Below are 22,976 nucleotides of genomic sequence, written 5' to 3'. Positions count from 1 at the left end.
TATATATGATCGCGGCTGCCTGGCATGCAAGCTCGTAGCCTCACGGGGAGCGTGGCGCGCGGACTGCCGACGGCCTATATCCGACGGTGAGAAGAAGCGTCAAAACACCGCAGGCGGCACCGATGGCGGAAGCGGGCGATCATGGCGAGCGAAAACCTCTGGCAGGAGATCCGCGACGAGGCGCAGCGCGCAGCCGAAGCCGATCCGCTGTTCGGCAAGGCTCTTGTCGGCCTCATCCTCGCCCATGACGATTTTACCGCTGCTCTGGCCGACCTGATCGGGCGCCGGCTTGGCGGCCGCGCCGCCGAACGCGCGCGCTTCACGACATTTTCCCGGGACGCCTTTCGCGGCCAGCCGGATCTGATCGAGGCGGCCGGCCGCGACTTGCGGGCCATCGTGCGCAGCGATCCCGCCATCGCCGGCCTGCTGCCGCCGCTCCTGCATTTCAAAGGCTATGTCGCGCTCCAGGCCTGGCGCGTCTCGAACTGGCTCTGGCATCATGACCATCGCGACGCGGCGCTACTGTTTCAGAACGAGGCGTCGAACGTCCTGCAGGTCAGCATCCATCCGGCAGCACACGTTGGATCCTCGGTCTATCTCGACCACGCTACCGGCATCGTGATCGGAGCCAATGTGGTGATCGGCGATGAGGCCACCATTCTTCAAAATGTCAGCATCGGGCGTGGCAGTGAACTGCCGACCCGCTCGCCGCGCATTGGCCGCGGCGTGTTCATCGGCTCCGGCGCGACAATTCTCGGCGACGTCGGGATCGGCGATTTCGCAAAGATCGGCGCCGATACGGTCGTGACGTCAGACGTGCCGGGCGGCTGCACGGCGGTCGGGAATCCGGCGCGACTGACCAACTGCCCTGAACCTGCCTCCGTGGCTTGAGCCATCAATCTGTTCCCAGGAGACGTGCGAATGAAAACGGCAATCGTGATCGGCGTCGGACCGGACCGCGGGCTCGGCGCCCGGCTCTGCAAGCGCTTTGCGGCCGATGGACTCAAGGTGATCGTCGCGGGCCGGACGCTGTCCGCGTTGCAGATGGTCGCCGGCGATATCGAGAGGGCGGGCGGCGCGGCCGTCCCTGTCGTTGCGGACGCGACCAGCGAGCGAGACATCGCAGCCCTGTTCGATGCCGCCGGCGAAAACCTCGACCTCGCCATCTACAACGCCGGCAACAACACGCCCGGCAAGATCATCGAGATGGAGGCCGACTATTTCGAGCAGGCCTGGCGCGTGGTCTGCTTTGGCGGCTTCCTGTTCGGCCGCGAGGCGGTGCGCCGCATGGCGCCGAAGAAGACGGGAACGCTGCTTTTCACCGGCGCCAGCGCCTCGCTGCGCGGACGCCCCGGCTATGGCGCCTTCAACGCATCCAAGGCGGGGCTGCGCACGCTGGCGCAGGCCATGGCCAAGGAATACGCGCCCGACGGTATCCATGTTGGCCATGTCGTGGTCGACGGCGCGATCGCCGGCGACAAGATTTTTGCGCGGTTTCCGGATGCCGCCGGCCGCCAGGACAGCCTGATCGACATCGAAGGCATCGTCGATGCCTTCGCCTTCCTCTACCGCCAGCCCGAACGCGCCTGGTCGTTCGAGCTCGACATACGCACGTCGAAGGAGAAGTGGTGACACTCCGCTTCTCTCAATACCCCGCAGCCATGCCCGAGTTGCGGCGTGGATCATTGGCGCCATAGTAGCGGTTGTTGCCGACCTGCTTGCCGTTGAGTGACGGCGCGCCGACGATAATGACTGCCAGGTGGTTGGCCGGCTGCGGCGGTCCGAACTTGTGGCCCATGCCTTCCAGAATCTTTTGCGTATCCGGTGATAGGGCATAGTTCTCGACGTTGGTCAGGTCCGGTAGCCATTGCTGGTGGATCCGTGGCATGTCGACGGCTTCCTGCGCATTCATGCCGTAATCGATCGCGTTGATCATGGTCTGCAAGACCGCCGTGATAATGCGGCTGCCGCCGGGCGTCCCCACCACCATGACTGTCTTGCCGTCTTTGGTGACGATGGTCGGGCTCATCGAGGACAGCGGCCGCTTGCCGGGAGCAATGGAGTTGGCCTCGCCCTGCACCAGGCCATACAGGTTCGGCACCCCGACCTTGGCGGTGAAGTCGTCCATTTCATCGTTCAGCAGGACCCCCGTCCTGGCCGCCGTCACCTTGGCGCCGAACCAGTCGTTCAGCGTGTAGGTCACCGATACAGCGTTGCCATCCGTGTCCGCGATCGAATAGTGCGTGGTGTTGCTGCCCTCATGTGGCGCAACGCCCGGCTTGATGTCCTTGGAGACGCCAGCCTTGTTCGGATCGATCACGGCGCGGATCTTGGTCGCGTAATCCTTGTCGAGGAGGCGATCGAGCGGATTCTTCACGAAGTCCGGATCACCGAGGTAACTGTTGCGGTCCACGTAAGCGTGGCGCATGGCTTCGATCTGCACGTGCACGGCCTGCGCCGAGTGGTAGCCCAGCTCCTTCAGCGGATAACCCTCCAGGATATTCAGGATCTCGCATATGACGACGCCGCCCGAACTCGGCGGCGGCGCGGAGATCACGTGGTAGCCGCGATAGTCGCATTCGACCGGGGCGAGCTCGCGGGTCTTATAATTGTCGAGGTCATCCTGCGTGATCAGACCTTTGCCGGCCTGGCTCGACGCCACGATGGCGTTGCCGACCCAGCCCTTGTAGAAGCCGTCGGTGCCTTTGCCGCTGATCTCGCGCAGGGTCTTGGCGAGTTCCGACTGCACCAGCTTATCGCCCACGTCGAACGGCTGGCCGTTCTTGAGGAAGATGGCGCTCGATGCCTGATCGTCCTTGAAATCGTCAGTCGCCGTGCGCAGCAGGTCGATGTCGCCCTGGTCCAGCGCAAAGCCTTGTTCGGCGAGCTGGATCGCGGGGGCGAGCAGGTCGGCGCGCTTCATGGTGCCGTATTTTTCGCGCGCATATTCCATGCCCGAGACCGATCCTGGAACGCCCACGGCGAGGTGTCCCTTGGTCGAGATGCCCTTTATGACGTTGCCATCCTTGTCGAGATACATGTTGGCAGTCGCGCCCTTGGGCGCCGTCTCGCGGAAGTCGAGGAAGGTCTTGCGGCCGTCGGAGAGCTGGATCGTCATGAAGCCGCCGCCGCCGAGATTGCCGGCTGCCGGATAGACGACGGCGAGGGCGTAACCGACGGCCACAGCAGCATCGACGGCATTGCCGCCCCGCTTTAACACCTCGACTCCCACCTCGGTCGCCAGATGCTGCGCGGAGACGACCATGCCGTTTTCGGCGGCGACCGGCGCGACCGACGCCGCGTGCGCGGGGCCGAACGCCACGAAGCTGACCGATACGATCGCGGTGGCGATCCACCGCGCGCTTGTTGCTGGATTGTACAAGGAAGGCTCCCTGGGAGGGCCGCTGGTTCCGGCTCTATTCTATCGAGGGCACACCCTAACAGGTTGCGCTCGTCCGGCAAAACATCCTGCTCCTCCGATTCTTCTGAGCAAAGCCCGAACCAAGAGAGGACGGCCGACCTGCCTCCCGGAGAGCGCCTGGTCGTTCGAACTCGACGTGCGGACCTCGAAGGAGAAGTGGTAGGCACGGCGTTGCACGACGCCGAGCGGACTCGGCGATGCGCAATTCCCTCAGGCGGCGCGGCGGTGGCTCTCGCCGCCATGATGCGGCGTGACCGGCTCCGAACTGGTCTGACCCGGAGCGTCGAGCACGGCGACGTGATGCCGGTAGACCATCTCCCAGCCCTTCCATCCCGTGAACAGCAGGATGCCGACCACGATCAGGGAGAGCACCACGCCCCACGGCTTGATCGCAGCCTCCGCGCCCTGCGCATAGCGCAGGTAGAAATTGACCAGGGCCAGCACGACCGCCGCGAGATTGCCGACCATGTGGTACCAGGCATCGTTGAGCCGGCGAATGCGGGGTTCGCTGAAGAAGTCGGTGAAGCCGGCTCCGGCAGCCACCAGCGCCATGACGATGCCGGCGCCGATCAGCCACATCGCGGCCCGGGCCCAGAAATTGTCGCCGGTTCCGATGAAGACCAGATCGGCGATGGGCGCGCCGACCAGGAAGGCGACGGGGAATGGGATGATCATGGGGTGGAGCGGATGATCGCCGATCGCGGCGGTCGTCTTGGGGTTGACGGTCATGGCAAAACCTCGCGCCGAAAGGTGATTTTCGGAATAATTTTCCGCGCAAAGGGTGGTTCCTCCGGACTGCGGCCGGCTCCCCGTGGTCGCGCGTGGCTTTTTGGGCTCTGCGCCGCAATGCGAAGGTGGCGGCGCGTCCGGAACACCGACTACCCTCCAACCGCCTGCACCGGCTACCTTTCCCGGCGCCAAATTCGCCCGTGGTAACCTCGCATTAACCAACGCCGGGCTCTGGTAAGGGCGGACAATCGCGCCCGGAGCTGTCGTCGGGGCCCATAGTTTTGACATCTTGGCAGGGAATGCAGACGGCCGGCTTTGGACGAGCCCTGCACCCCAGAAAGACAAGGCTTTGAGCGAGCTTGCCGGCCGCGCCGGTTCTAGCGCGGCTATTGGGGAACCGGCGGCCATTTGCCGGCCGGGACATGAGGTAACGATCGCCTTGAGAGGATACTGCTTATGAATCCGGCCGACGTGGCTCAGTCAGCCCTTCCGGTTGCCGCTTCCGCGGACGTGTCGCTGATCGCGCTGTTCTGGCAGGCTCACTGGATCGTGAAAGCGGTGATGCTGGGGCTTCTCGCCTGCTCGGTCTGGGTCTGGGCGATCGCCATCGACAAGATCTTCCTGTTTGCCCGCACCCGCCGCTCGATGGACCGTTTCGAACAGGCCTTCTGGTCCGGCGAGTCGATCGAGGACCTCTATCGCACGCTCTCAGCCAAGCCGACCCATTCCATGGCGGCCTGCTTCGTCGCGGCGATGCGCGAATGGAAGCGTTCGTTCGAGAGCCAGGCCCGCTCGGTCGCAGGCCTTCAGATGCGCATCGACAAGGTCATGAATGTCTCGATCGCCCGCGAGGTCGAGCGGCTGGAACGCCGGCTGCTGGTGCTCGCCACCGTCGGCTCCGCAGGCCCGTTCGTCGGCCTGTTCGGCACCGTCTGGGGCATCATGTCGAGCTTCCAGTCGATCGCGGCGTCGAAAAATACTTCCCTGGCGGTGGTGGCCCCGGGTATCGCGGAGGCGCTGTTTGCGACCGCCGTCGGCCTTATCGCCGCCATTCCTGCCACTATTTTCTACAATAAGTTCACCTCCGAGGTGAACCGGCAGGCCCAACGGCTCGAAGGCTTCGCCGACGAATTTTCAGCCATCCTGTCGCGCCAGATCGACGAGCGGGGCTGACGGACGGCATGTATAGTATGAAGGGCAATTTGGGCACCAGACCATGGGCATGAACGTTGCGAGTTCGTCCGGAGGCGGTGGGCGCCGTGGCCGGCGCAAGCCGGTCGTGGCCGAGATCAACGTCACGCCGATGGTGGACGTGATGCTGGTGCTGCTCATCATCTTCATGGTGTCGGCGCCGATGCTGACGGTCGGCGTGCCGCTCGACCTGCCGCAGACCCAGGCCAAGAGCCTCGAAAACAACGACCAGAAGCCGATCCAGATGTCAGTGGACATCAAGGGCAAGGTGTTCATCAACGACGCCGAGATCGCGATCAACGAACTGATCCCGAAGCTGAAGGCGATCACGGACGCGCGCGGAGGGCTTGAGGAACGCATCTATCTGCGTGCCGACAAGAAGGCCGATTACGGGACGGTGGCCAAGGTGATGGGCCAGTTGTCCGGCGCAGGATTCAAGAAGCTGGCGCTCGTCACGGAAGCGGATCAGGGGTAGCCCGTGAAGGTGAAGGTCGACAAGACACTCGTTGCGTCGATTGCCCTCCACGTCCTCGTGCTGGGATGGGGGCTCGTCACCTTTAGCAGCAGGGCTTTCGTGCCTGCGGAAGAGTCGCTGCCGATCGACATCATCTCCACCGACCAACTCGCGCAGATGATGTCGGGGCAGAAGACCGGCGACAAGAAAGAGCCGAAGCCGAAGGTCGAGAAGATCGCGGAAGCCAAGCCCGAGGAAGATGCCGTCGGCAAGGTCACCGAGAAGAAAGAGCTGATCAAGACCAACTCGACGCCCGAGCCGCCGCCAAAACCCGTCGAGAAGCCGGTCGAGAAGAAGCCCGAGCCTCCCAAGCCGGTCGCCGAGGCCAAGCCGAAGGAAGAGCCGAAGCCGCAGGAAAAGAAGCCTGATCCGGCCAAGGAAGATCCGATCGCCGAGCTCCAGAAAAAGCTGGAGACTAAGAAGCCGCCGCCCAAGCCGCCGGAGCAAAAGGTCGCGGCGGTGCAGCCGCCGCAGCAGCCCAAGCCCAAGGAGCGCTCTTTCGATCCCGCGCAGATCCAGCGCGACCTCGACAAGCGCGCCGCGACCCGCCACGAGCTTGGCGGCGCGGCACTGAATGCGTCGGCCTCGCTGGGATCGACGACCGGAACAGCCGCTAACAACGTGGCGACCTGGCGCGGTGCGTTCCAGGGTGCGGTCAAGCGCTGCTTCACGCCCACTTATAACGGGCAGGACGCCGACCAGTACGAGGCTGACATCGACATTCCCATGAAGATCGATGGATCGCTGGCGGCGGAGCCGATCATCGTCGGGGTGAGGGGACCGTCCCGGTCGATCGCCCAGGCCATAGCTGAAAGCGCCAAGCGCGCCATCGTGCAGTGCCAGGTTTACTCGTTCATGCCGAAGCCGCAGTACGAGAGCTGGAAGCTCATTCCGATGACTTTCGGCCTGAAAGATATGTTGTGACATCCGAACAAAAGAATTTTGCGATGAATGACGTCCGATCGATGAACCGCCGCCGCTTCATGACCCTGACCGGATCGACGCTTGCGATACTCGGCGGCGGCCGTGCCTTTGCCCAGACCCCGCAGGGGCGCCTTCGCATCGATCCCACCGAATTCCGGCCGATCCCCATCGCGATCACCAATTTCGTGCCGGGCTCGCCCGCCGACGGTGACGTCGGCAACGGCGTCACGCAGGTCATCACCAACAATCTGAAACGCTCGGGCCTGTTTGCCCCGGTCGACCAGGCCGCCTTCATCGAGCGCATCAGCAATATCGACGTCTCGCCGCAATTCGAGAACTGGAAGACCCTCAATGCGCAGGCTCTCGTCACCGGCCGCATGACGCGGCAGCCGGACGGGCGGCTGAAGGCCGAATTCCGGTTGTGGGACGTGGTCACCGGTCAGCAGCTCGCCGGCCAGCAATATTTCACGTCGCCCGAATATTGGCGCCGGATCGCCCACATCATCTCCGATCAGATCTATGAGAAATTGACCGGCGAGAAGGGCTATTTCGACAGCCGCGTGGTGTTCGTGGACGAGAGCGGGCCGAAAGAGCGCCGCGTCAAGCGGCTGGCGATGATGGACCAGGACGGCGCGAATGTGCGCTATCTGACCCGCGGCTCCGATCTCGTGCTGACGCCGCGCTTCTCGCCGAACTCGCAAGAGATCACCTACATGGAGTTCGGGCAGGGCGATCCGAAGGTCTATCTCTTCAACATCGAGACCGGCCAGCGCGAGACCGTCGGCAACTTCCCGGGCATGAGCTTTGCGCCGCGGTTCTCGCCGGACGGCCAGCGCGTCATCATGAGCCTGCAGCAGGGCGGCAATTCCAACCTGTTCGTGATGGATCTGCGCTCGCGCTCGACCACGCGCCTCACCGACACTCCGGCGATCGACACCTCGCCGTCCTACTCCCCGGACGGTACCCGCATCTGCTTCGAATCCGATCGTGGCGGCAGGTCGCAGATCTACGTGATGGCGGCGGGTGGCGGAGCGGCACAGCGCATCTCCTTCTCCAAGGACGATACCAATGCCACCTATTCGACGCCGGTGTGGTCGCCGCGCGGCGATTACATCGCCTTCACCAGGCAGGGCGGCGGCCAGTTCTCGATCGGCGTCATGAAGCCGGACGGCTCCGGCGAGCGGCTGCTCACCTCCGGCTTTCACAACGAAGGCCCGACCTTCTCGCCGAACGGCCGCGTGCTGATGTTCTTCCGCGATCCCGGCGGCAGCGGCGGGCCGTCGCTGTTCTCCGTCGACATCTCCGGCCGCAACGAACTGAAGGTGCCGACGCCGGGCTTCGCCTCCGACCCGGCCTGGTCGCCGCTCTTGTCCTCGACACAAGGCGGCTAAGATCAAAGCGGCTAAGATATTGCGTGCCGAGAGGCGCGATGTTTCCGAAAAAACGCGCCGATTTTTTCGCGTCTGGTGGGGAAAGCAAGCTTTCCTTCACCTTGTGCTCGGCAATGCTTGCCTAGTTGCTTGATATTTCAGCGGAAACGGGTTCGCTATTGCCGAAAAACAACCCGACTTTAACGATGTTCCCTCAGAAAGGCTTCATCTGGGCTGGGTAACAGTACGCGCCAAACAGGACGCGTAACAAGCCGATGCAGCTGGCCGACCAGAAGCAGAGCGATCGAGACGAGCTGGAGCCGATACTCTACGCCGCTCTGATCAACTCCATGGTGCAGAATTTCTGGGCGATTTTCCTCGGCTCGGCCTCTACGGCCGTGGCTGCGGTGATGACTGCGCTGAAGACCGGCGACGTCCTGCTTTGGCCGATTGCATTTCTGATCATCGCCATCGGCACCGCGCGCGCGTTTCAGATGCGGCGCTACGAGAACCGGATACCGGGTCTGACGTTCGAAGAGGCCAGGCATCTGGAGCCGCGCTATTGGGCCGGCGCGCTCGTCTATGCCGCGGTCATCGGCCTGTGGTGCTTCGTCGTCATCTTCAACAACGACGACGCGGTCGCGAACATGCTCTGCGTCTCCGTCACGGTCGGCTACACCGCCGGCGGCGCCGCCCGCAATTACGGTCAGCCGAGGGTGATCCAGTGGCACGTCGCGCTCGCCTGCGGTCCGATGTCGCTCGCCTTGATGCTGCATGGCGGGTTCTACTATATCGGGCTCGCAATCCTGCTCGGGCTGTTCTTCATCGCCCTGAAGAACATCAACCTCAGCCTGCATGCGATCTTCGTCAAGGCGCTGACCTCGAGCTTCCGCGAATCCGCGCTCGCAAGCCAGTTCGACACTGCGCTCAACAACATGCCGCATGGCCTGTGCATGTTTCGCGACGACGGCCGCCTCGCGGTGATGAACCATCGCTTCGGCGAGCTGACGGCCTTGCCCGAGGATCTGGTCAAGCGCGGCGCCTCCGCCGCCGACATCGTCTCGGCCTGCGTCGCCGCCCGGTCGATCCTGGTGGAGAGCGGCAAGCAGATCCTGGCCGAGATCGAGCATGCGCGGATCTGCGAGATCGTCACCGCCGATCCCGATCCGTCGCGCGGCCGCACGTTGGCCTGGACGTTCCAGCCGATGGCCGGCGGCGGCACCGTGCTGCTGCTGGAAGACATCACTGAACGCACCAACGCCGAAGCCCGCATCACCCATCTCGCCCGCTATGACGAGCTCACGGCACTGCCCAACCGGGTCAGCTTCCGCGACGAGATCGAGCGGCTGCTGGCGATCTCGCACGACGCCGAGCGGCTCTCCGCACTGCTGTTCGTCGACCTCGACCAGTTCAAGCAGGTCAACGACACGCTCGGCCATCCCTGCGGCGACCAGCTGCTGTGCGCGGTCGCCAACCGCCTGCGCGAGATGCTGCGCCCCGAGGATTTCGTCGCCCGCTTCGGCGGCGACGAATTCGTCGTGTTCCAGCAGAACATCGCCTCGCCCGAGGACGCCGCTGCGCTGGCGCGCCGGATAGTCGAGCGGCTGAGCGAGCGCTACCGCATCGACAATCATCTGGTCGAGATCGGCGCCAGCGTCGGCATCGCGCTGACCTCGCCGGACGGCATCAGCGCCGACACGCTGCTCAAGAACGCCGACATGGCGCTGTACCGCGCCAAGGCCGACGGCCGCGGCACCTTCTGCTTCTTCCGCGACGAGATGGCGGCGACCGTCGAGGCGCGCCGTATCCTCGAGCTTGATTTGCGCAAGGCGCTCGCCAACGAGGAGTTCGAGCTGTTCTACCAGCCGCTGGTCAATCTGAAGTCCGGCAAGATCACTACCTGCGAGGCGCTGCTGCGCTGGAATCATCCGGTGCGCGGCACGGTCTCGCCGGTCGACATCATCCCGGTCGCCGAGGACATGGGGCTGATCGTCGATCTCGGCCGCTGGATCCTGCGCCGCGCCTGCATGGAATGCATGAAGTGGCCGGACGGCGTCAGCGTCGCCGTCAACTTCTCGCCGCAGCAATTCCACCAGCGCGACGTCTTGAGCGAAATCCGCTACGCGCTGGAGGTCTCGGGGCTCCCGGCCCATCGGCTCGAGATCGAGATCACCGAATCCTCGCTGCTGCGCAACACACAGCTCACGCACGACATCCTGTCGCAATTGCACGCGCTCGGCGTGCGCATCTCGCTCGACGATTTCGGCACCGGCTATTCGAGCCTCAGCTATCTGCACAATTTCCCGATGCAGAAGGTGAAGATCGACCGCTCCTTCCTCGAAGGCATCGACACCGACCGGCCGCTGACGCTGCTGCGCGGCGTGGCGCGGCTGTCCGCCGACCTCGGCATGGCGGTCGTGGTCGAGGGTATCGAGACCAACGAGCAGCTCGAGCTGATCAGCGCCGACGGCACCGTCTCCGAGGCGCAGGGCTATTTGTTCAGCCGTCCGGTGCCCGCCGTGCGGATGCGCCAGCTCCTCAACGCCTCCCATGGACGGCGCGGCGAGAGCCTGCTCCAGGTCGTCGGCTCGCGCTCCGCGTGACGCCGCGTCGCTAAATTTCCTGTCGTTTCAGTCTGTTGCCAGGCACCGTAGTCCTACGGGAGGTTAACCCTAACGTCTCGATTGCTTTGCAAACTTGTTAAGGAGCTGTTAATACATCGTCGCGCGCGCGCAGGTTGTCCTTCGGAGTTTGCCTTGGGCCGCGCGTCGTGAGCGGTGGGTAAGGAGTTGGAATGCAGTCCTCGGCCAGAGCGGTCATTTCGGCTGTTGGACGAGGGGCGGAACTCCTCACCGATGTCGATTATCATCTCGCAGAGACGGCTGCCGAGAAGGAGGAGATCTACAATCTCCGCTACCGCGCCTATCTGCGTGAAGGCGCCGTCAAGGAATCCGCCGACGCACGGGTCACCGATCGCTATGACGAGCTGCCGAACGCGTGGACCTTCGGCGTCTATCTCCACGGCGAGCTCTGCAGCTCGGTGCGCATCAGCGTGCTGACCTCGGAATGGCGCGAGTCCACCTCGGCCGACGTTTTCCCCGATGTTCTGCTGCCGCGGCTAGACCGCGGTGAGGTCATGATCGACCCGACGCGCTTCGTCGCCGATCCCGACCAGGTCAAGCGGGTTCCGGAACTGCCTTATCTGACGACACGCCTGGCCTACATGGCGTGCGAACATTTCAACGCCGATCTCGGCCTTGCGATCGTGCGTCCCGAGCATCAGGCCTTCTACCGCCGGGTGTTCCTGCACGAGACCATCGCCGAGCCGCGGCTGGTTCCGGGACTCACCAAGCCGTTCGGCCTGATGGCGGCGGACTTCCCGGCCTTCCGCAAGAAGGTGTTCGAGCGTTATCCGATCATGCGGTCCACCGCCTTCGAGCGGCGGATGCTGTTCGGGCGCGGCGGGCAGCGCCAGGTCCCGCAGCGGACGGCCCTGGTGGCGGACGCCGTCCACGCCTGAGGCCGGAGCCGGCATGGCCTGAAGCCGCCCCCTTTCGGCGGGGGACTCTCTCCGCCTTACACCAACTTCGGGCCTAAAATTCCAGCAAAAGCGGGCGCTTTTGCCGGCCGGCGCGGCTTGCCTTCACCCTCGCGCCACATTTACAACCCATTAACCATGACGTTTGCTTTTCGCCGGTTGGGGGCATTTGACCGGCTGGGGCAAGGTTCCGTCAAGGTTGACGGAACGTTCGCTTAACCAACCCCCTGTAGACCGGACAGCAGTGGACTAACGTGAGCGTGGAGGCTCCGGAATGAAACATCCTATGCGTATCCTCCAGGGATTGAAGCTGGTCGCGGTGCTTGCCGTCGCGTTGTCGATGGGCGCCTGCGCCAACAAGAACTCTGCCACGGATGCGATGGCCAACGCGGCGACGCCGGGCAGCCAGCAGGACTTCGTCGTCAATGTCGGCGACCGCGTGTTCTTCGAAAGCGACCAGACCGATCTGACCCCGCAGGCGATCGTGACCCTGGAGAAGCAGGCGCAGTGGCTTCAGAGCTATCCGCGCTACAGCTTCACCGTCGAAGGTCATGCCGACGAACGCGGCACCCGCGAATACAATATCGCGCTCGGCGCCCGCCGCGCGCAGTCGGTGCGCTCGTTCCTCGCCTCGCGCGGCATCGATCCGAACCGCATGCGTACGATCTCCTACGGCAAGGAGCGGCCGGTCGCCGTCTGTAACGACATCTCGTGCTGGTCGCAGAACCGCCGCGCCGTCACCGTGCTGAACGCGAGCTCCTGACGATCAGTCAGGTCCCTGACACGTCAGTCAGGCGCCGTTCATCTTCAGAAACCGATGATATCGGCGCCCTCTCGGGCGCCGGTTTCGTTTCAGCGATCTGTGACACAAACCCCTTTGTTCCAGTCACAGTTTTGGCGTACTCCCCTTCAATGTGTGGCGCGTCGACTGTTCCGTCGCAGGCCATTTCGCTTTCGTCGTCAGGGCAAGATGTCATCCAGATTTAAGGTCTTTTCCGGCACCGTGGCGATCGCCGCGCTGCTCGCTTTCGGCTCGCCCGCACTCGCGCAGACCGATGATGGCGACCCCGAGATGCGGATCGAGCGGCTGGAGAACCAGCTGCGCCAGCTCACCGGCCAGAACGAAGAGCTGCAATATCGCAACCGGCAACTCGAAGAGCGCCTGCGGGCGCTCGAGGGCGGCGCGCAAGCTGCGCCCGGCCAGGCCCCGGTTCAGCCCAATGTCGCGGCCATGCCGCCCGCGCAAGCCGCGCCGGCCTATCGCCAGCGGCAGCCGCAACAGCAACCGGCCCAGCCGAATTACGAGCAGCCGCAGATCGCTTCTCCCGCGCCGATCGTTCAGGAGCAGCCTGCGCCCGGCGCACCTGGCACGCGCCGCCGCGGCGACGCCTTCGATCCTAATCAGAACCCGAGCGCCCCTGGTGCGCCGCGCGCGCTCGGTGGCGGGCAACAGCCGATGCCGGCCGGCGCTCCCGGCGGCCGCGGCGCGGGCGAGCCGATCGATCTCGCCAGCCCCGGCCCTCGCTATCAGCAGCAGGCCGCGCCCCCGGCCGCGCAGCCCGGCTATCCGCCGGCCCCATCAGCCTCTCCCGCGCCATCAGGCGGCACCGGCCTTGCGACCCTGCCGCCGTCGGCCACTCCGCGCGATGAATTCGACCTCGGCATCGGCTACATGCAGCGCAAGGACTACGCGCTCGCCGAGCAGACCATGAAGAACTTTGCGCAGAAATATCCGAGCGACCCGCTGCTCGGCGACGCGGAATACTGGCTCGGCGAGAGCTACTTCCAGCGCCAGCAATATCGCGACTCCGCGGAAGCCTTCCTCGCCGTCACCACCAAATACGACAAATCGGCCAAGGCGCCCGATGCCCTGCTGCGGCTCGGCCAGTCGCTGGCCGCGCTGAAGGAGAAGGAGGCCGCCTGCGCCGCCTTCGGCGAGATCGGCCGCAAATATCCGCGCGCCTCCGCGGGCGTCAAAGCCGCCGTGGACCGCGAGCAGAAGCGGGTGAAGTGCTGATCCGCGGCGTCCAGGCCCTGACAATCCGAACGGCGCTGCGCTAAACAGTCTGGCGATTGCTGGGCAGCGTCATGTCAGACGACGACAATTCTCCGATCTCTGCGCGTGAGGCCAAGCGCCTTTTCGCCGGCCTGAAAAGCGCGCCGGCACTGGTGCTCGCGGTCTCCGGCGGGCCCGATTCGGTCGCGCTGATGTGGCTTGCGGCGCGCTGGCAGCGCAGCCTTGCGCGCGGTCCTCGTCTTCTTGTCATCACCGTCGACCACGGCCTGCGGCCGGAGGCGGCGCGGGAGGCGCGCGAGGTCAAGCGGCTGGCCGACGGGCTTGGCTTGCCGCACCGGACCCTGCGCTGGCGCGGCGCAAAGCCGAAGACGGGACTGCCGGCCGCTGCGCGCGAAGCTCGCTACCGCCTGCTTGCGGACGCCGCGCGTGCCGCCGGTGCGAGCCATGTGCTGATCGCCCACACGCGCGACGACCAGGCCGAGACCGTGTTGATGCGTCTTGTCCGCGGCAGCGGACTTGCCGGGCTGTCGGCGATGGCCCGTCTCACGGCACGCGACGGCGTCATCCTTGCGCGTCCGCTGCTCGATGTGCCGAAGGCGCAGCTGATCGCGACCTTGAAGCGGGCGAAGATCGGCTTTGCCGACGATCCCACCAATCGCGACACCGACTTTACCCGGCCGCGGCTGCGCGCGCTGCTGCCGCAGCTTGCGGCCGAGGGCGGCGATGCCCGCACTCTGGTGCGGCTCGCGGCGCGGCTGGCGCGCGCCAATGCGGCTGTCGAGGTGATGGTCGACGGTGCCGAGCGCTTCCTTCAACTCCGGGCGCGTGGCGATGCGCCGCAGGCGACCGGTCGTAGCTTCGAAGCCTCGAGCTTTGCCGTCCTGCCGGAGGAGGTCCGGCTGCGGCTCCTGCTGCGGGCCGTCAATGCCTTCGGCCACGAAGGGCCGGCGGAACTCGGCAAGGTCGAAACCCTGATGGCCGCGCTCGATGAGGCCATGCTTGCAGGACGTATGGCTGCAGGGCGCGCAGGGGCAAATGGCCGGCCGGTGCTGAAGCAGACGCTTGCGGGAGCCTTGATCAGCCTTGCCGGGGGCCGTATCCACATCGCGCCGGCGCCGGCCCGGCGGCGCAAGGAGAGCTAAGCGCGGACCATGACACCGGCCGTTTCGGCCGCGCGGCGTCAGGTCACCTTAACCAGGCGGAAAAAACCCCGGTCCGACCGCCATTATTTCAGCGGGAATCGCTCTAAGATGGGATAAATAGTCCCATCTCGTTCCCTTGGCAGCGACCGGGGCGGCACCTAGATTGTATGCGTCTAACCAAGAGGATTCCTTGGGGATTTCCTCGCACTGCCCAAGCAGCTACCCAAGATACCGCCCAAGGATCAGGCCGCGATCCGCGCGACCACGAAGGAAGATCGATGAACGCCAATCTGCGCAATTTCGCCCTCTGGGTCATCATTGTCTTGCTGCTGTTGGCGTTGTTCACGCTCTTCCAGAATCCGGGTCAGCGCGCCTCCTCGCAGGACATCGCTTTCTCCCAGCTCTTGAGCGAGGTTGACCGCGGCAATGTGCGCGACGTCGTAATCCAGGGGCCGGACATCCACGGCACCTTCACCAACGGCTCGAGCTTCCAGACCTACGCGCCCAGCGATCCGACGCTGGTGAAGCGTCTCTATGACAGCAAGGTCCAGATCACCGCGAAGCCACCCGGCGACAACGTGCCGTGGTTCGTCTCGCTGCTGGTCTCCTGGCTGCCCTTCATCGCGCTGATCGGCGTGTGGATTTTCCTGTCGCGGCAGATGCAGGGCGGCGCCGGCAAGGCCATGGGCTTCGGCAAGTCGCGCGCCAAGATGCTCACGGAAGCTCATGGCCGCGTGACCTTCGAGGACGTCGCCGGCGTCGACGAAGCCAAGCAGGACCTGCAGGAGATCGTCGAATTCCTGCGCGACCCCGGCAAATTCCAGCGCCTCGGCGGCCGTATCCCGCGCGGCGTGCTGCTGGTCGGCCCTCCCGGCACCGGCAAGACCCTGATCGCGCGTGCGGTCGCGGGCGAAGCCAACGTGCCGTTCTTCACCATTTCGGGTTCTGACTTCGTCGAGATGTTCGTCGGCGTCGGCGCCAGCCGCGTCCGCGACATGTTCGAGCAGGCCAAGAAGAACGCGCCCTGCATCATTTTCATCGACGAAATCGACGCCGTCGGTCGTCACCGCGGCGCCGGCCTCGGCGGCGGCAATGACGAGCGCGAGCAGACGCTGAACCAGTTGCTGGTCGAGATGGACGGCTTCGAGGCGAACGAGGGCGTGATCCTGATCGCCGCGACCAACCGTCCCGACGTGCTCGATCCCGCGCTGCTGCGTCCCGGCCGCTTCGACCGTCAGGTCGTGGTGCCCAATCCGGATGTCGTCGGCCGCGAGCAGATCCTCAAGGTCCACGTCCGCAAGGTGCCGCTGGCCCCCGATATCAACCTCAAGACCATCGCGCGGGGCACCCCGGGCTTCTCCGGCGCCGACCTGATGAACCTCGTCAACGAAGCCGCCCTGACCGCCGCCCGTCGCAACAAGCGGATGGTGACGCAGGCCGAGTTCGAAGAGGCCAAGGACAAGGTGATGATGGGCGCCGAGCGCAAGTCGCTCGTCATGACCGAGGAAGAGAAGCTGTTGACGGCCTATCACGAGGGCGGCCACGCCATCGTCGGCCTCAACGTCGTCGCGACCGATCCGATCCACAAGGCGACGATCATTCCGCGCGGTCGTGCGCTGGGCATGGTCATGCAGCTGCCCGAGCGCGACAAGCTGTCGATGTCGCTGGAGCAGATGACCTCGCGGCTCGCCATCATGATGGGTGGTCGCGTCGCCGAAGAGCTGATCTTCGGCCGCGAGAAGGTGACTTCGGGTGCGTCATCCGACATCGAGCAGGCGACGCGTCTGGCGCGCATGATGGTGACGCGCTGGGGTCTGTCCGAGGCGCTTGGTACCGTGTCCTATGGCGAAAACCAGGACGAGGTTTTCCTCGGCATGTCGGTGTCGCGCACCCAGAATGCGTCGGAAGCGACGGTTCAGAAGATCGACACCGAAATCCGGCGTTTCGTGGAAGAAGGCTACAACGAAGCGACGCGTATTCTCACCGAGAAGCGCGCCGACCTCGAGGCGCTCGCCAAGGGACTGCTCGAGTTCGAGACGCTGTCCGGTGACGAGATCATCGACCTCCTCAAGGGCAAGAAGCCGAACCGCGAATCCGTGCTCGAGCCGACTACGCCGCGCGCCTCTGCCGTGCCCCCGGCCGGCAAGTCGCGCCCGCGGCCCGATCCGGATCCCGGCCTGGAGCCGCAGCCGCAGGCGTAAGCGCGAGCGGCAGAATGAATTGAAAGACGCGGCGGCGACGCCGCGTTTTTTATTGGCGGTAATGCGGAGACGGCCAGGTTCCTAACTGTAAGGCTGGATCAAGATTCAGAGTTACTTCGGCGGCTGTAAGCCTGGCGAGCGCAGCCACTCGCTCATGTGAGATCCGGTCTCGGCTTGTCTGGCTCTGCGGATGAGGTCTTCGCGGGCTGGGCCGGGTGGGAGCGATTTGGCTTTCTCGCGTAACCGCTTTGCCTCGTCCGCAAGACGTTCTTCGAGCGGAACGGTTTGTTTGAATCGACGGCGCTGCATGACTTACCTCCGGACTTCCAGCCGGTTGAACGCGGTCAGTCAGATGACACCTGCCAATAGTGCGGCGTCTTTAACCTAGGTTAAAAAAGTTCATGGAGAGACCGGTTTTGCAAGCCAGGCCGCTCCATGGAAAAGAAGCCGCCCAAAGACGGGGAGCCGGACAAGCCGTCGCCCACGAGCAAGCCCGGAAGGCCGCTGAAGAGTACGCGGACGGGCAACGAGAGATTGCCGAGAAGCTCCGCCGCAAGTTGAACTAAGGTCGCTAGGTGCGCATTCCTGCGGTGCATTTCTTTGAAAGAATATCGTTCAGGAGTGCTACCAACATGGACTGATCAAACGGCTTCTCGCATCTCGGATGATCCAAATATGATGCGTCCAGGGCATCCGAACCATAGCCAGTGGCGAACACGAAAGGCACAGACCGTTCCGCGAGAGCATCCGCTATCGGGTAGGACTTGGCTCCGTGAAGATTGACGTCCAGCACTGCCGCATCAACATTGATCTCGCCATTGTCGATAGCGGCAAGCGCTTCCTCGACCCAGCCGATAGGGCCTACGATCTCCGCCCCGGCCTCCTCGAGGAAATCGATCAAGACCTGCGCCAGCAGATAGTCATCCTCGATCACGAGAATCCGGCGACCCCTCAGTTTCGTGTCCGCATCTGTCACTCGGCTACATCCTCAAGCGCTTCCGATGCCGGCAGTGGCAGCTCAATGCGACAGGAGATGCCATTCTCGCTGAACGAAAGCTTCGTGCTGGCCCGAAGAGTGAATGCCAGGGCTCGTTCGATCAATTCTCGTCCAAAGCCTCGGTGTGAAGGCTCGGAAAGTCCCGTAAGCCCGCTTTCTTTCCAGTTCAGCAAAAGCGTGGACGTCCCATGGCCGTTGCTTTGAACGCTCCATGATACGTCGAGCTGGCCCTGGCCATCTTTGAGAGCCCCGTACTTGACGGAGTTCGTCGTTAGTTCATGGAGAGCAAGGCCAAATGTCTGGACCAATTCGAAGCCCAGAGGCACCGTCGGTCCGGACACCGACACCTTCTCGTCGGCGGCGCCGACCGCCTGCAGCTCCAGGCGGAGAATATCGTTTAGATCGATATGATCGGTCATGGTGCCGCCGACGAGACTCTGGACGCGCCCGAGCGCTGCAAGCCGGGTCGAAAATGCCTTGAGCGATCCACCTTTGCCCAAAGTCTGCTGAGCAAGGGATTGAACGATCGATAAGAGATTGCGTGTCCTGTGCTGCAGCTCGGCAATGAGTATGCGCTGCTTCGCTTCGGAAGAGGTCAGGCTGGTTACATCGATGAAGGTCACGACGACGCCCTCGATGCCGTGATTGCCGTCGCGATAGGGCGCGAGCCGCACCAGATAATGGGGGCCGCGCTCATCGGCGCTCACGCGCCTCTCGAGCGGCGCCGCGCCGGCGAATACCCGCCGAAGGTCATCCGCAAAATCGACGAGATTCAGCCGGCTCGAGAGATCAGTGATCGGACGTCCCCTGTCGGTCGGAAGTATGTTGAATACCTTGGTGACGGCCGGTGTAAAACTACGTATGACCAAGCTTTTATCGAGAAACACAGTTGCGACGTCGGTGCTTTCAAATAGATTTTGGAGGTCGTTGTTTGCACGATCGAGCGCATCGACCTTGCCGCTGAGCTCGGCGTTTACGGTATGAAGTTCTTCGTTTACGGATTGCAGCTCTTCTTTCGAAGCCTCGAGTTCCTCGTTCGTCGACTGCATCTCCTCATTTACCGAAACCAGCTCTTCATTGGAGGATTTCAACTCCTCAAGCGCTGTTTCGTATTCCTCGATCATGGACTGCAGTCGATCGCGGGTCTCGCGGAGCTCCCGCTCCGTAAGAGCAACCGCTCCGTCACGTCCGATCTGCGCGTTGGTTTGCGCCTCCTCTTCAGTGAGCACGGCGCCCTGATCAGTGAAGAGGACGAGATAAAGACCATCCCCGGCGGGCGTGTTTGCCAGAGGCTCTATTGTGAGATTGACGAATTGAACGCCGCCCTCCTCGGTATCCAGGGAAACACTGGTGCGGGTTGCCGTTTTTCCCGTCTCGACCGCCTCTCGAAACAAGGCGCGCAGATCAAGACGTAATCCTTTACGCGCCATTGTTAGAAGCTGCCGCGTGGGGGCGCCGGCCGGAGCTTCCAGATATTTTCCGGTACGCGCCGAATAATAGACGACATCGCCATCGTGGTTGACCACGACATGCGGCGGAGCATAGCGCTCGACGACTTGTTCATCGATCGCCTGGCGCAGACCGAGTCCTGCAAGCGGGGACCGGCGCGCGGCAAGCTCCGAAGTCTGGCCCGGGCGGAGGCCTTGTAGAACCATGGGAAGCCGAAAAACTGGAGCTGTGTCGGAGCGACGGCGGAAGACCCGGTGACGCTTCTCGATCGGTGAAAAAAGCTCCTCGAATTGCGACACATTCTCTGCCGACCCGAGGAAAAGATAACCGTCCGGACGCAGTGCGTAGTGAAAGGTCGGGATGACCTGGTTTTGCACGTCGGTGCCGAAATAAATGAGCAGGTTCCGACATGACACAAGGTCGATTTTTGAAAACGGCGGGTCGCGAATAACACTGTGCGGCGAAAAGATGCATAGCTCTCGAACGTCCTTCGAGACGACAAAGCTGCCCCCGTCCGCGATGAAGAACCTCTTTCGTCGCTCAGGCGAGACGCTCTCGAGGAGTGCGCCCGGATATCTGGCCATTCGTGCGACACTGAGCGCTCGTTCGTCGATGTCCGTCGCAAAAATCTGTACTCTAGGGACCGCCTTCAGCCCATCCATGTGTTCGCGCGCCAGGATCGCGATTGAGAACACTTCCTCGCCCGTTGAACAGCCCGGCACCCAGATGCGTACGGCCTCGTCTGCTCCGCGTCCTTCGAATATTTTTGGAATGACGGCGCTTGCCAAACTCTCAAAAGCATCCTCGTCCCGGAAGAAATTTGTGACGTTGATGAGCAGATCGCGAAACAGGGCGCCGACCTCTGTCGGTTCCTGCCTGAGGTGCTCCACATAAGCTTCGACCGAGCTGAGCTGGGTCACCTGCATGCGGCGCTGCACACGGCGTACGAACGTCTTTGTCTTGTAACCACTGAAATCGTGACCAATCTGGTTCCGCAAGATGCCATAAATCTCGGGCAAGATCTGAGCGATCGTTGGATCATCTTCCTTGTGTGGAGAACCCTTCATCATTTGCTCAAACAGGTCGTTCCCGCGAGCAAATTCAATGAGCTTTGGTCCCATCTCTTCCGCCGGGACGGCGAAGTCGATAAAGCCAGAGGAGATGGCTGCATCCGGCATGTCCGGGTGTTGCGGGCCGAAGCCATCGCGTACCTGGGCCAACGTTATTCCACCGCGCTCCTTAATGGCTTTCGCGCCGAGTGTTCCATCCGAATCCCCTCCTGACAGAATCACCCCACCGGCCAGTTCGCCGATATCAACCGCCAAAGCGCTCATGAAAACATCGATCGGCTTTCGTCCACGGCGGTTGTTGCTCTTCCGAAGCACGAGGCGGCGGTTCTCGATGCTGAGAACGGCACTGGCCGGCATGACATAGACGTGGTTGTTTAGAACCTCCATCCCCTCGGCGGCAACCTCGACCGGCATGTCCGTGTAGCGGCCCAAAATTTCGTGAAGCAGGCTTTCTCTGTCCGGGCTCAGATGGGTCACGACAACCAAGGCAAGCGCTGGCTGGGGGGGCAAACCTCGGAAAAACCCTTCCAGAGCCTCGATGCCCCCGGCCGATGCCCCCACGCAGACAATTGGAAATGGTCCGTCGGCGCTCATACTCTCAGGCTCCGCCGGGATGCCGATTTTTTAGCTTTTGCGGTACCAGCTACGGGATGCGCCGGGCGGACGAGGGATGAGCCATTTGCTTCCTTTTCCAGAAGTCGAAGCGCCGCTCGAACAACTTCGCTCGACGTTCGAAACCGGCCGGACGACACCTGCTGGGATATGAAGCCCAGGAACTCGTTCGTCAGGGAAACATTGAGCGTGTGCTTGCTCGGCATCGGAGCTCCTGGGGTGGCAACGTCTGCTACCCTCGCAGCTAACTAGACCTTGTCAAGAAGCGCGCCCGACCCGGAAAGTTCCACCTCACGAGGCGACGTCGGCACCGAGGAGATGCTTTGAACAGCCTCAAGATTTTCCACTCTAGGGCTTGGTCGATTCGGTCCCGCGAGCCATAGTGGGAGAGCCTCAGGAGCAGCACCGATGCCTCGGTTCTTTTTCAATTTCTCTATCGACGGATGTCTTGAATTCGACGAGTTGGGGACCGAGTTCAACTCCATTGAAGAAGCTTATCTCGAGGCATGCCGCACTGCACTGGACATGTCGTTTGAAAAGCTGCGCGAGCGGGCCGATCCGACAGGAGATTCCGTCGAAATCTTCGATGCTCAGCGCCGAACTTTGATGCACTTGCCTTTCTCGGATATGCTCAGTCCAAAACCGCTGCGCAGGCCGCCGACACTCGAAAGCAACAGGATTGCCGATCGCTGCCATCGTGAGCTGGTACGGGGCCAGCGCCTGAAGGCTGAAATCCGGGAAGAATTGGAGAAAGTGCAGTCAATCTCTCGCACGATACGGGCCAACTTGCGGCGGTTTTCAAAAGTGGCGGGTACGGATCATTTACTCGCCAGATCGCGTCCTGATTGATTTTCACGGAAGATCGAGCCCATCACGTCCAGGCGTCGGCGCCATGCCCGAAGAGCTTTCACGAACGAGCGGAAAAATATTCGGGAACCCGGAGCGACGCGGAACCGATTCAGTCTGCCTTTTGTTATGCTGGAACTCGGCTGGACATTGAGGCGGCCGCCGACGCTATCCCGACCGTTGCGGTTCGCCGAAAGCATTGCGTTGACGGAGTAACCGTGGACTACGCACAAACCCTGATTCGAAGATTGCGGTCCGATACTCGTCTGAGCGACGATGATGCCGGAGCTATCAGGTCATTGCCTCTCAGATTGGTGGACGTTCCTGCCGAAACGCCGATCGTGCGCGAAGGCGACCATCCAAGCTGCGCCTGTTTGTTGGTCACCGGCTTTGGTTGCCGCTCAAAGGTAACGGAAACAGGCAAACGTCAAATTTTGAGTTTCCATATACCCGGGGATATTCCCGACCTGCAAAGTCTGTTCTTGAAAACGATGGATCATGATCTGGATACTATCTCTCCCGCGACCCTGGCGTTTATCGACCATACCGATCTGCTGAAGCTGATCGATGCGCGTCCGTCAGTCGCCCGCGCCCTTTGGCGGGAGACCTTGATTGATGCCGCGGTATTCCGCGAGTGGATCGTAAATCTCGGGGTTCGACCAGCGTCTGCGCGGCTTGCTCATCTGCTCGCCGAACTTCGACAGCGTTTGAATGCGGTTGGGCTCGTTGCTGAAGACGAGTTTCGTTTCCCTATCACGCAATCGCAACTGGCGGAGGCGCTTGGATTGAGCGCGGTTCACGTCAACCGGGTGCTCCAGGCGTTTCGTACCGAAGGCATTTTGGATGTTCGCAAGAACACGGTGACTTTGCTTGATATCGAGAGGGTCGTCGCTGCTGGAGGCTTTGACCCTTCGTATCTCCACCAACTTGCTGGGGCGGGAGCAGGATAGGTTTC

At 62.9% G+C, this 22,976-nt stretch carries 20 protein-coding genes; 14 read left to right on the top strand and 6 right to left on the bottom strand.

The genetic code is table 11. The features are described 5' to 3' along the window. The first annotated feature begins 141 nt into the window (after nucleotides 1-141). The gene (locus IVB31_RS05940) at nucleotides 142-891 is read left to right on the top strand and encodes a serine acetyltransferase (RefSeq protein ID WP_247319767.1); all 750 of its coding nucleotides are present in this window, start codon (nucleotides 142-144) and stop codon (nucleotides 889-891) included. Between the two features lie 30 nt (nucleotides 892-921). After that, on the top strand, nucleotides 922-1,632 hold the full coding sequence (locus IVB31_RS05935; protein WP_247319763.1) for an SDR family NAD(P)-dependent oxidoreductase: 711 nt from the start codon (nucleotides 922-924) through the stop codon (nucleotides 1,630-1,632). 13 nt (nucleotides 1,633-1,645) lie between these two features. Here the strand turns inward: IVB31_RS05935 and ggt are convergent, their stop codons facing one another. Next, on the bottom strand, nucleotides 1,646-3,382 hold the full coding sequence (ggt, locus tag IVB31_RS05930; protein WP_247319761.1) for a gamma-glutamyltransferase: 1,737 nt from the start codon (nucleotides 3,380-3,382) through the stop codon (nucleotides 1,646-1,648). 249 nt (nucleotides 3,383-3,631) lie between these two features. Continuing rightward, complete coding sequence (locus tag IVB31_RS05925) at nucleotides 3,632-4,150, bottom strand: DUF2231 domain-containing protein (RefSeq protein WP_247319759.1); 519 nt, start codon at nucleotides 4,148-4,150, stop codon at nucleotides 3,632-3,634. 456 nt (nucleotides 4,151-4,606) lie between these two features. Between IVB31_RS05925 and tolQ the strand changes: the two genes are divergently transcribed. From tolQ to ftsH, 10 genes are all read left to right on the top strand, one after another. Further along, entirely contained in the window at nucleotides 4,607-5,323 is a 717-nt protein-coding gene (gene tolQ / locus IVB31_RS05920; protein WP_007596319.1) for a protein TolQ, read from the top strand. Between the two features lie 43 nt (nucleotides 5,324-5,366). Then, complete coding sequence (gene tolR / locus IVB31_RS05915; protein WP_018453789.1) at nucleotides 5,367-5,816, top strand: protein TolR; 450 nt, start codon at nucleotides 5,367-5,369, stop codon at nucleotides 5,814-5,816. Nucleotides 5,817-5,819: 3 nt separating this feature from the next. Then, nucleotides 5,820-6,779, top strand: a complete 960-nt coding sequence (locus tag IVB31_RS05910) for a protein TolA (protein WP_247319757.1) — start codon at nucleotides 5,820-5,822, stop codon at nucleotides 6,777-6,779. Nucleotides 6,780-6,820: 41 nt separating this feature from the next. Next, nucleotides 6,821-8,170, top strand: a complete 1,350-nt coding sequence (tolB, locus tag IVB31_RS05905; RefSeq protein ID WP_247320367.1) for a Tol-Pal system beta propeller repeat protein TolB — start codon at nucleotides 6,821-6,823, stop codon at nucleotides 8,168-8,170. A gap of 254 nt (nucleotides 8,171-8,424) precedes the next feature. Further along, a complete protein-coding gene (locus tag IVB31_RS05900) occupies nucleotides 8,425-10,752 on the top strand; it encodes an EAL domain-containing protein (RefSeq protein WP_247319756.1) in 2,328 nt (775 codons plus the stop codon). Between the two features lie 191 nt (nucleotides 10,753-10,943). Continuing rightward, nucleotides 10,944-11,669, top strand: coding sequence for a hypothetical protein (locus IVB31_RS05895; protein ID WP_247319755.1), 726 nt, complete (start codon nucleotides 10,944-10,946; stop codon nucleotides 11,667-11,669). A 292-nt stretch (nucleotides 11,670-11,961) separates the two neighbouring features. Then, the gene (gene pal, locus IVB31_RS05890; protein ID WP_247319754.1) at nucleotides 11,962-12,450 is read left to right on the top strand and encodes a peptidoglycan-associated lipoprotein Pal; all 489 of its coding nucleotides are present in this window, start codon (nucleotides 11,962-11,964) and stop codon (nucleotides 12,448-12,450) included. A 207-nt stretch (nucleotides 12,451-12,657) separates the two neighbouring features. Continuing rightward, a complete protein-coding gene (gene ybgF / locus IVB31_RS05885) occupies nucleotides 12,658-13,704 on the top strand; it encodes a tol-pal system protein YbgF (RefSeq protein ID WP_247319753.1) in 1,047 nt (348 codons plus the stop codon). A gap of 71 nt (nucleotides 13,705-13,775) precedes the next feature. Further along, nucleotides 13,776-14,846 (top strand): tRNA lysidine(34) synthetase TilS, encoded by a 1,071-nt coding sequence (gene tilS / locus IVB31_RS05880; protein ID WP_247319752.1) that lies wholly within the window; start codon nucleotides 13,776-13,778, stop codon nucleotides 14,844-14,846. A 278-nt stretch (nucleotides 14,847-15,124) separates the two neighbouring features. Next, nucleotides 15,125-17,047, top strand: coding sequence for an ATP-dependent zinc metalloprotease FtsH (gene ftsH, locus IVB31_RS05875; RefSeq protein ID WP_007596301.1), 1,923 nt, complete (start codon nucleotides 15,125-15,127; stop codon nucleotides 17,045-17,047). Nucleotides 17,048-17,158: 111 nt separating this feature from the next. Here the strand turns inward: ftsH and IVB31_RS05870 are convergent, their stop codons facing one another. The 4 genes from IVB31_RS05870 to IVB31_RS05855 all read right to left on the bottom strand — a co-directional run bounded on the left by IVB31_RS05870 (nucleotide 17,159) and on the right by IVB31_RS05855 (nucleotide 21,381). Continuing rightward, nucleotides 17,159-17,356, bottom strand: coding sequence for a hypothetical protein (locus IVB31_RS05870; protein ID WP_247319751.1), 198 nt, complete (start codon nucleotides 17,354-17,356; stop codon nucleotides 17,159-17,161). Nucleotides 17,357-17,618: 262 nt separating this feature from the next. After that, entirely contained in the window at nucleotides 17,619-18,023 is a 405-nt protein-coding gene (locus IVB31_RS05865) for a response regulator (protein ID WP_247319750.1), read from the bottom strand. Continuing rightward, on the bottom strand, nucleotides 18,020-21,157 hold the full coding sequence (locus IVB31_RS05860) for a CheR family methyltransferase (protein ID WP_247319749.1): 3,138 nt from the start codon (nucleotides 21,155-21,157) through the stop codon (nucleotides 18,020-18,022). The genes IVB31_RS05865 and IVB31_RS05860 overlap by 4 nt, the downstream gene beginning before the upstream one ends. After that, nucleotides 21,154-21,381, bottom strand: a complete 228-nt coding sequence (locus IVB31_RS05855) for a type II toxin-antitoxin system ParD family antitoxin (RefSeq protein WP_247319748.1) — start codon at nucleotides 21,379-21,381, stop codon at nucleotides 21,154-21,156. Before IVB31_RS05855 ends, IVB31_RS05860 begins: the two co-directional genes overlap by 4 nt. 202 nt (nucleotides 21,382-21,583) lie before the next feature. Here IVB31_RS05855 and IVB31_RS05850 point away from each other — a divergent pair, with 202 nt between their 5' ends. Beyond that, nucleotides 21,584-22,024, top strand: a complete 441-nt coding sequence (locus IVB31_RS05850) for a hypothetical protein (RefSeq protein ID WP_247319747.1) — start codon at nucleotides 21,584-21,586, stop codon at nucleotides 22,022-22,024. Nucleotides 22,025-22,239: 215 nt separating this feature from the next. After that, a complete protein-coding gene (locus IVB31_RS05845; RefSeq protein WP_247319745.1) occupies nucleotides 22,240-22,971 on the top strand; it encodes a Crp/Fnr family transcriptional regulator in 732 nt (243 codons plus the stop codon). The last annotated feature ends 5 nt before the right edge of the window (nucleotides 22,972-22,976 follow it).

Origin of the sequence: Bradyrhizobium sp. 21 (genome assembly GCF_023073335.1) — a bacterium.
Taxonomy (GTDB): domain Bacteria; phylum Pseudomonadota; class Alphaproteobacteria; order Rhizobiales; family Xanthobacteraceae; genus Bradyrhizobium.
Note: the sequence above shows the minus strand (reverse complement) of the source record. Positions and strands in the feature narration are given on the sequence as shown.

Coding starts and splice junctions, on each gene's coding strand:
- IVB31_RS05940 (WP_247319767.1), top strand. CDS start 142: ATGGCGAGCGAAAACCTCTGGCAGGAGATCCGCGACGAGGCGCAGCGC.
- IVB31_RS05935 (WP_247319763.1), top strand. CDS start 922: ATGAAAACGGCAATCGTGATCGGCGTCGGACCGGACCGCGGGCTCGGC.
- IVB31_RS05925 (WP_247319759.1), bottom strand. CDS start 4,150: ATGACCGTCAACCCCAAGACGACCGCCGCGATCGGCGATCATCCGCTC.
- tolQ (WP_007596319.1), top strand. CDS start 4,607: ATGAATCCGGCCGACGTGGCTCAGTCAGCCCTTCCGGTTGCCGCTTCC.
- tolR (WP_018453789.1), top strand. CDS start 5,367: ATGGGCATGAACGTTGCGAGTTCGTCCGGAGGCGGTGGGCGCCGTGGC.
- tolB (WP_247320367.1), top strand. CDS start 6,821: ATGAACCGCCGCCGCTTCATGACCCTGACCGGATCGACGCTTGCGATA.
- IVB31_RS05900 (WP_247319756.1), top strand. CDS start 8,425: ATGCAGCTGGCCGACCAGAAGCAGAGCGATCGAGACGAGCTGGAGCCG.
- IVB31_RS05895 (WP_247319755.1), top strand. CDS start 10,944: ATGCAGTCCTCGGCCAGAGCGGTCATTTCGGCTGTTGGACGAGGGGCG.
- pal (WP_247319754.1), top strand. CDS start 11,962: ATGAAACATCCTATGCGTATCCTCCAGGGATTGAAGCTGGTCGCGGTG.
- ybgF (WP_247319753.1), top strand. CDS start 12,658: ATGTCATCCAGATTTAAGGTCTTTTCCGGCACCGTGGCGATCGCCGCG.
- tilS (WP_247319752.1), top strand. CDS start 13,776: ATGTCAGACGACGACAATTCTCCGATCTCTGCGCGTGAGGCCAAGCGC.
- ftsH (WP_007596301.1), top strand. CDS start 15,125: ATGAACGCCAATCTGCGCAATTTCGCCCTCTGGGTCATCATTGTCTTG.
- IVB31_RS05870 (WP_247319751.1), bottom strand. CDS start 17,356: ATGCAGCGCCGTCGATTCAAACAAACCGTTCCGCTCGAAGAACGTCTT.
- IVB31_RS05860 (WP_247319749.1), bottom strand. CDS start 21,157: ATGAGCGCCGACGGACCATTTCCAATTGTCTGCGTGGGGGCATCGGCC.
- IVB31_RS05855 (WP_247319748.1), bottom strand. CDS start 21,381: ATGCCGAGCAAGCACACGCTCAATGTTTCCCTGACGAACGAGTTCCTG.
- IVB31_RS05850 (WP_247319747.1), top strand. CDS start 21,584: ATGCCTCGGTTCTTTTTCAATTTCTCTATCGACGGATGTCTTGAATTC.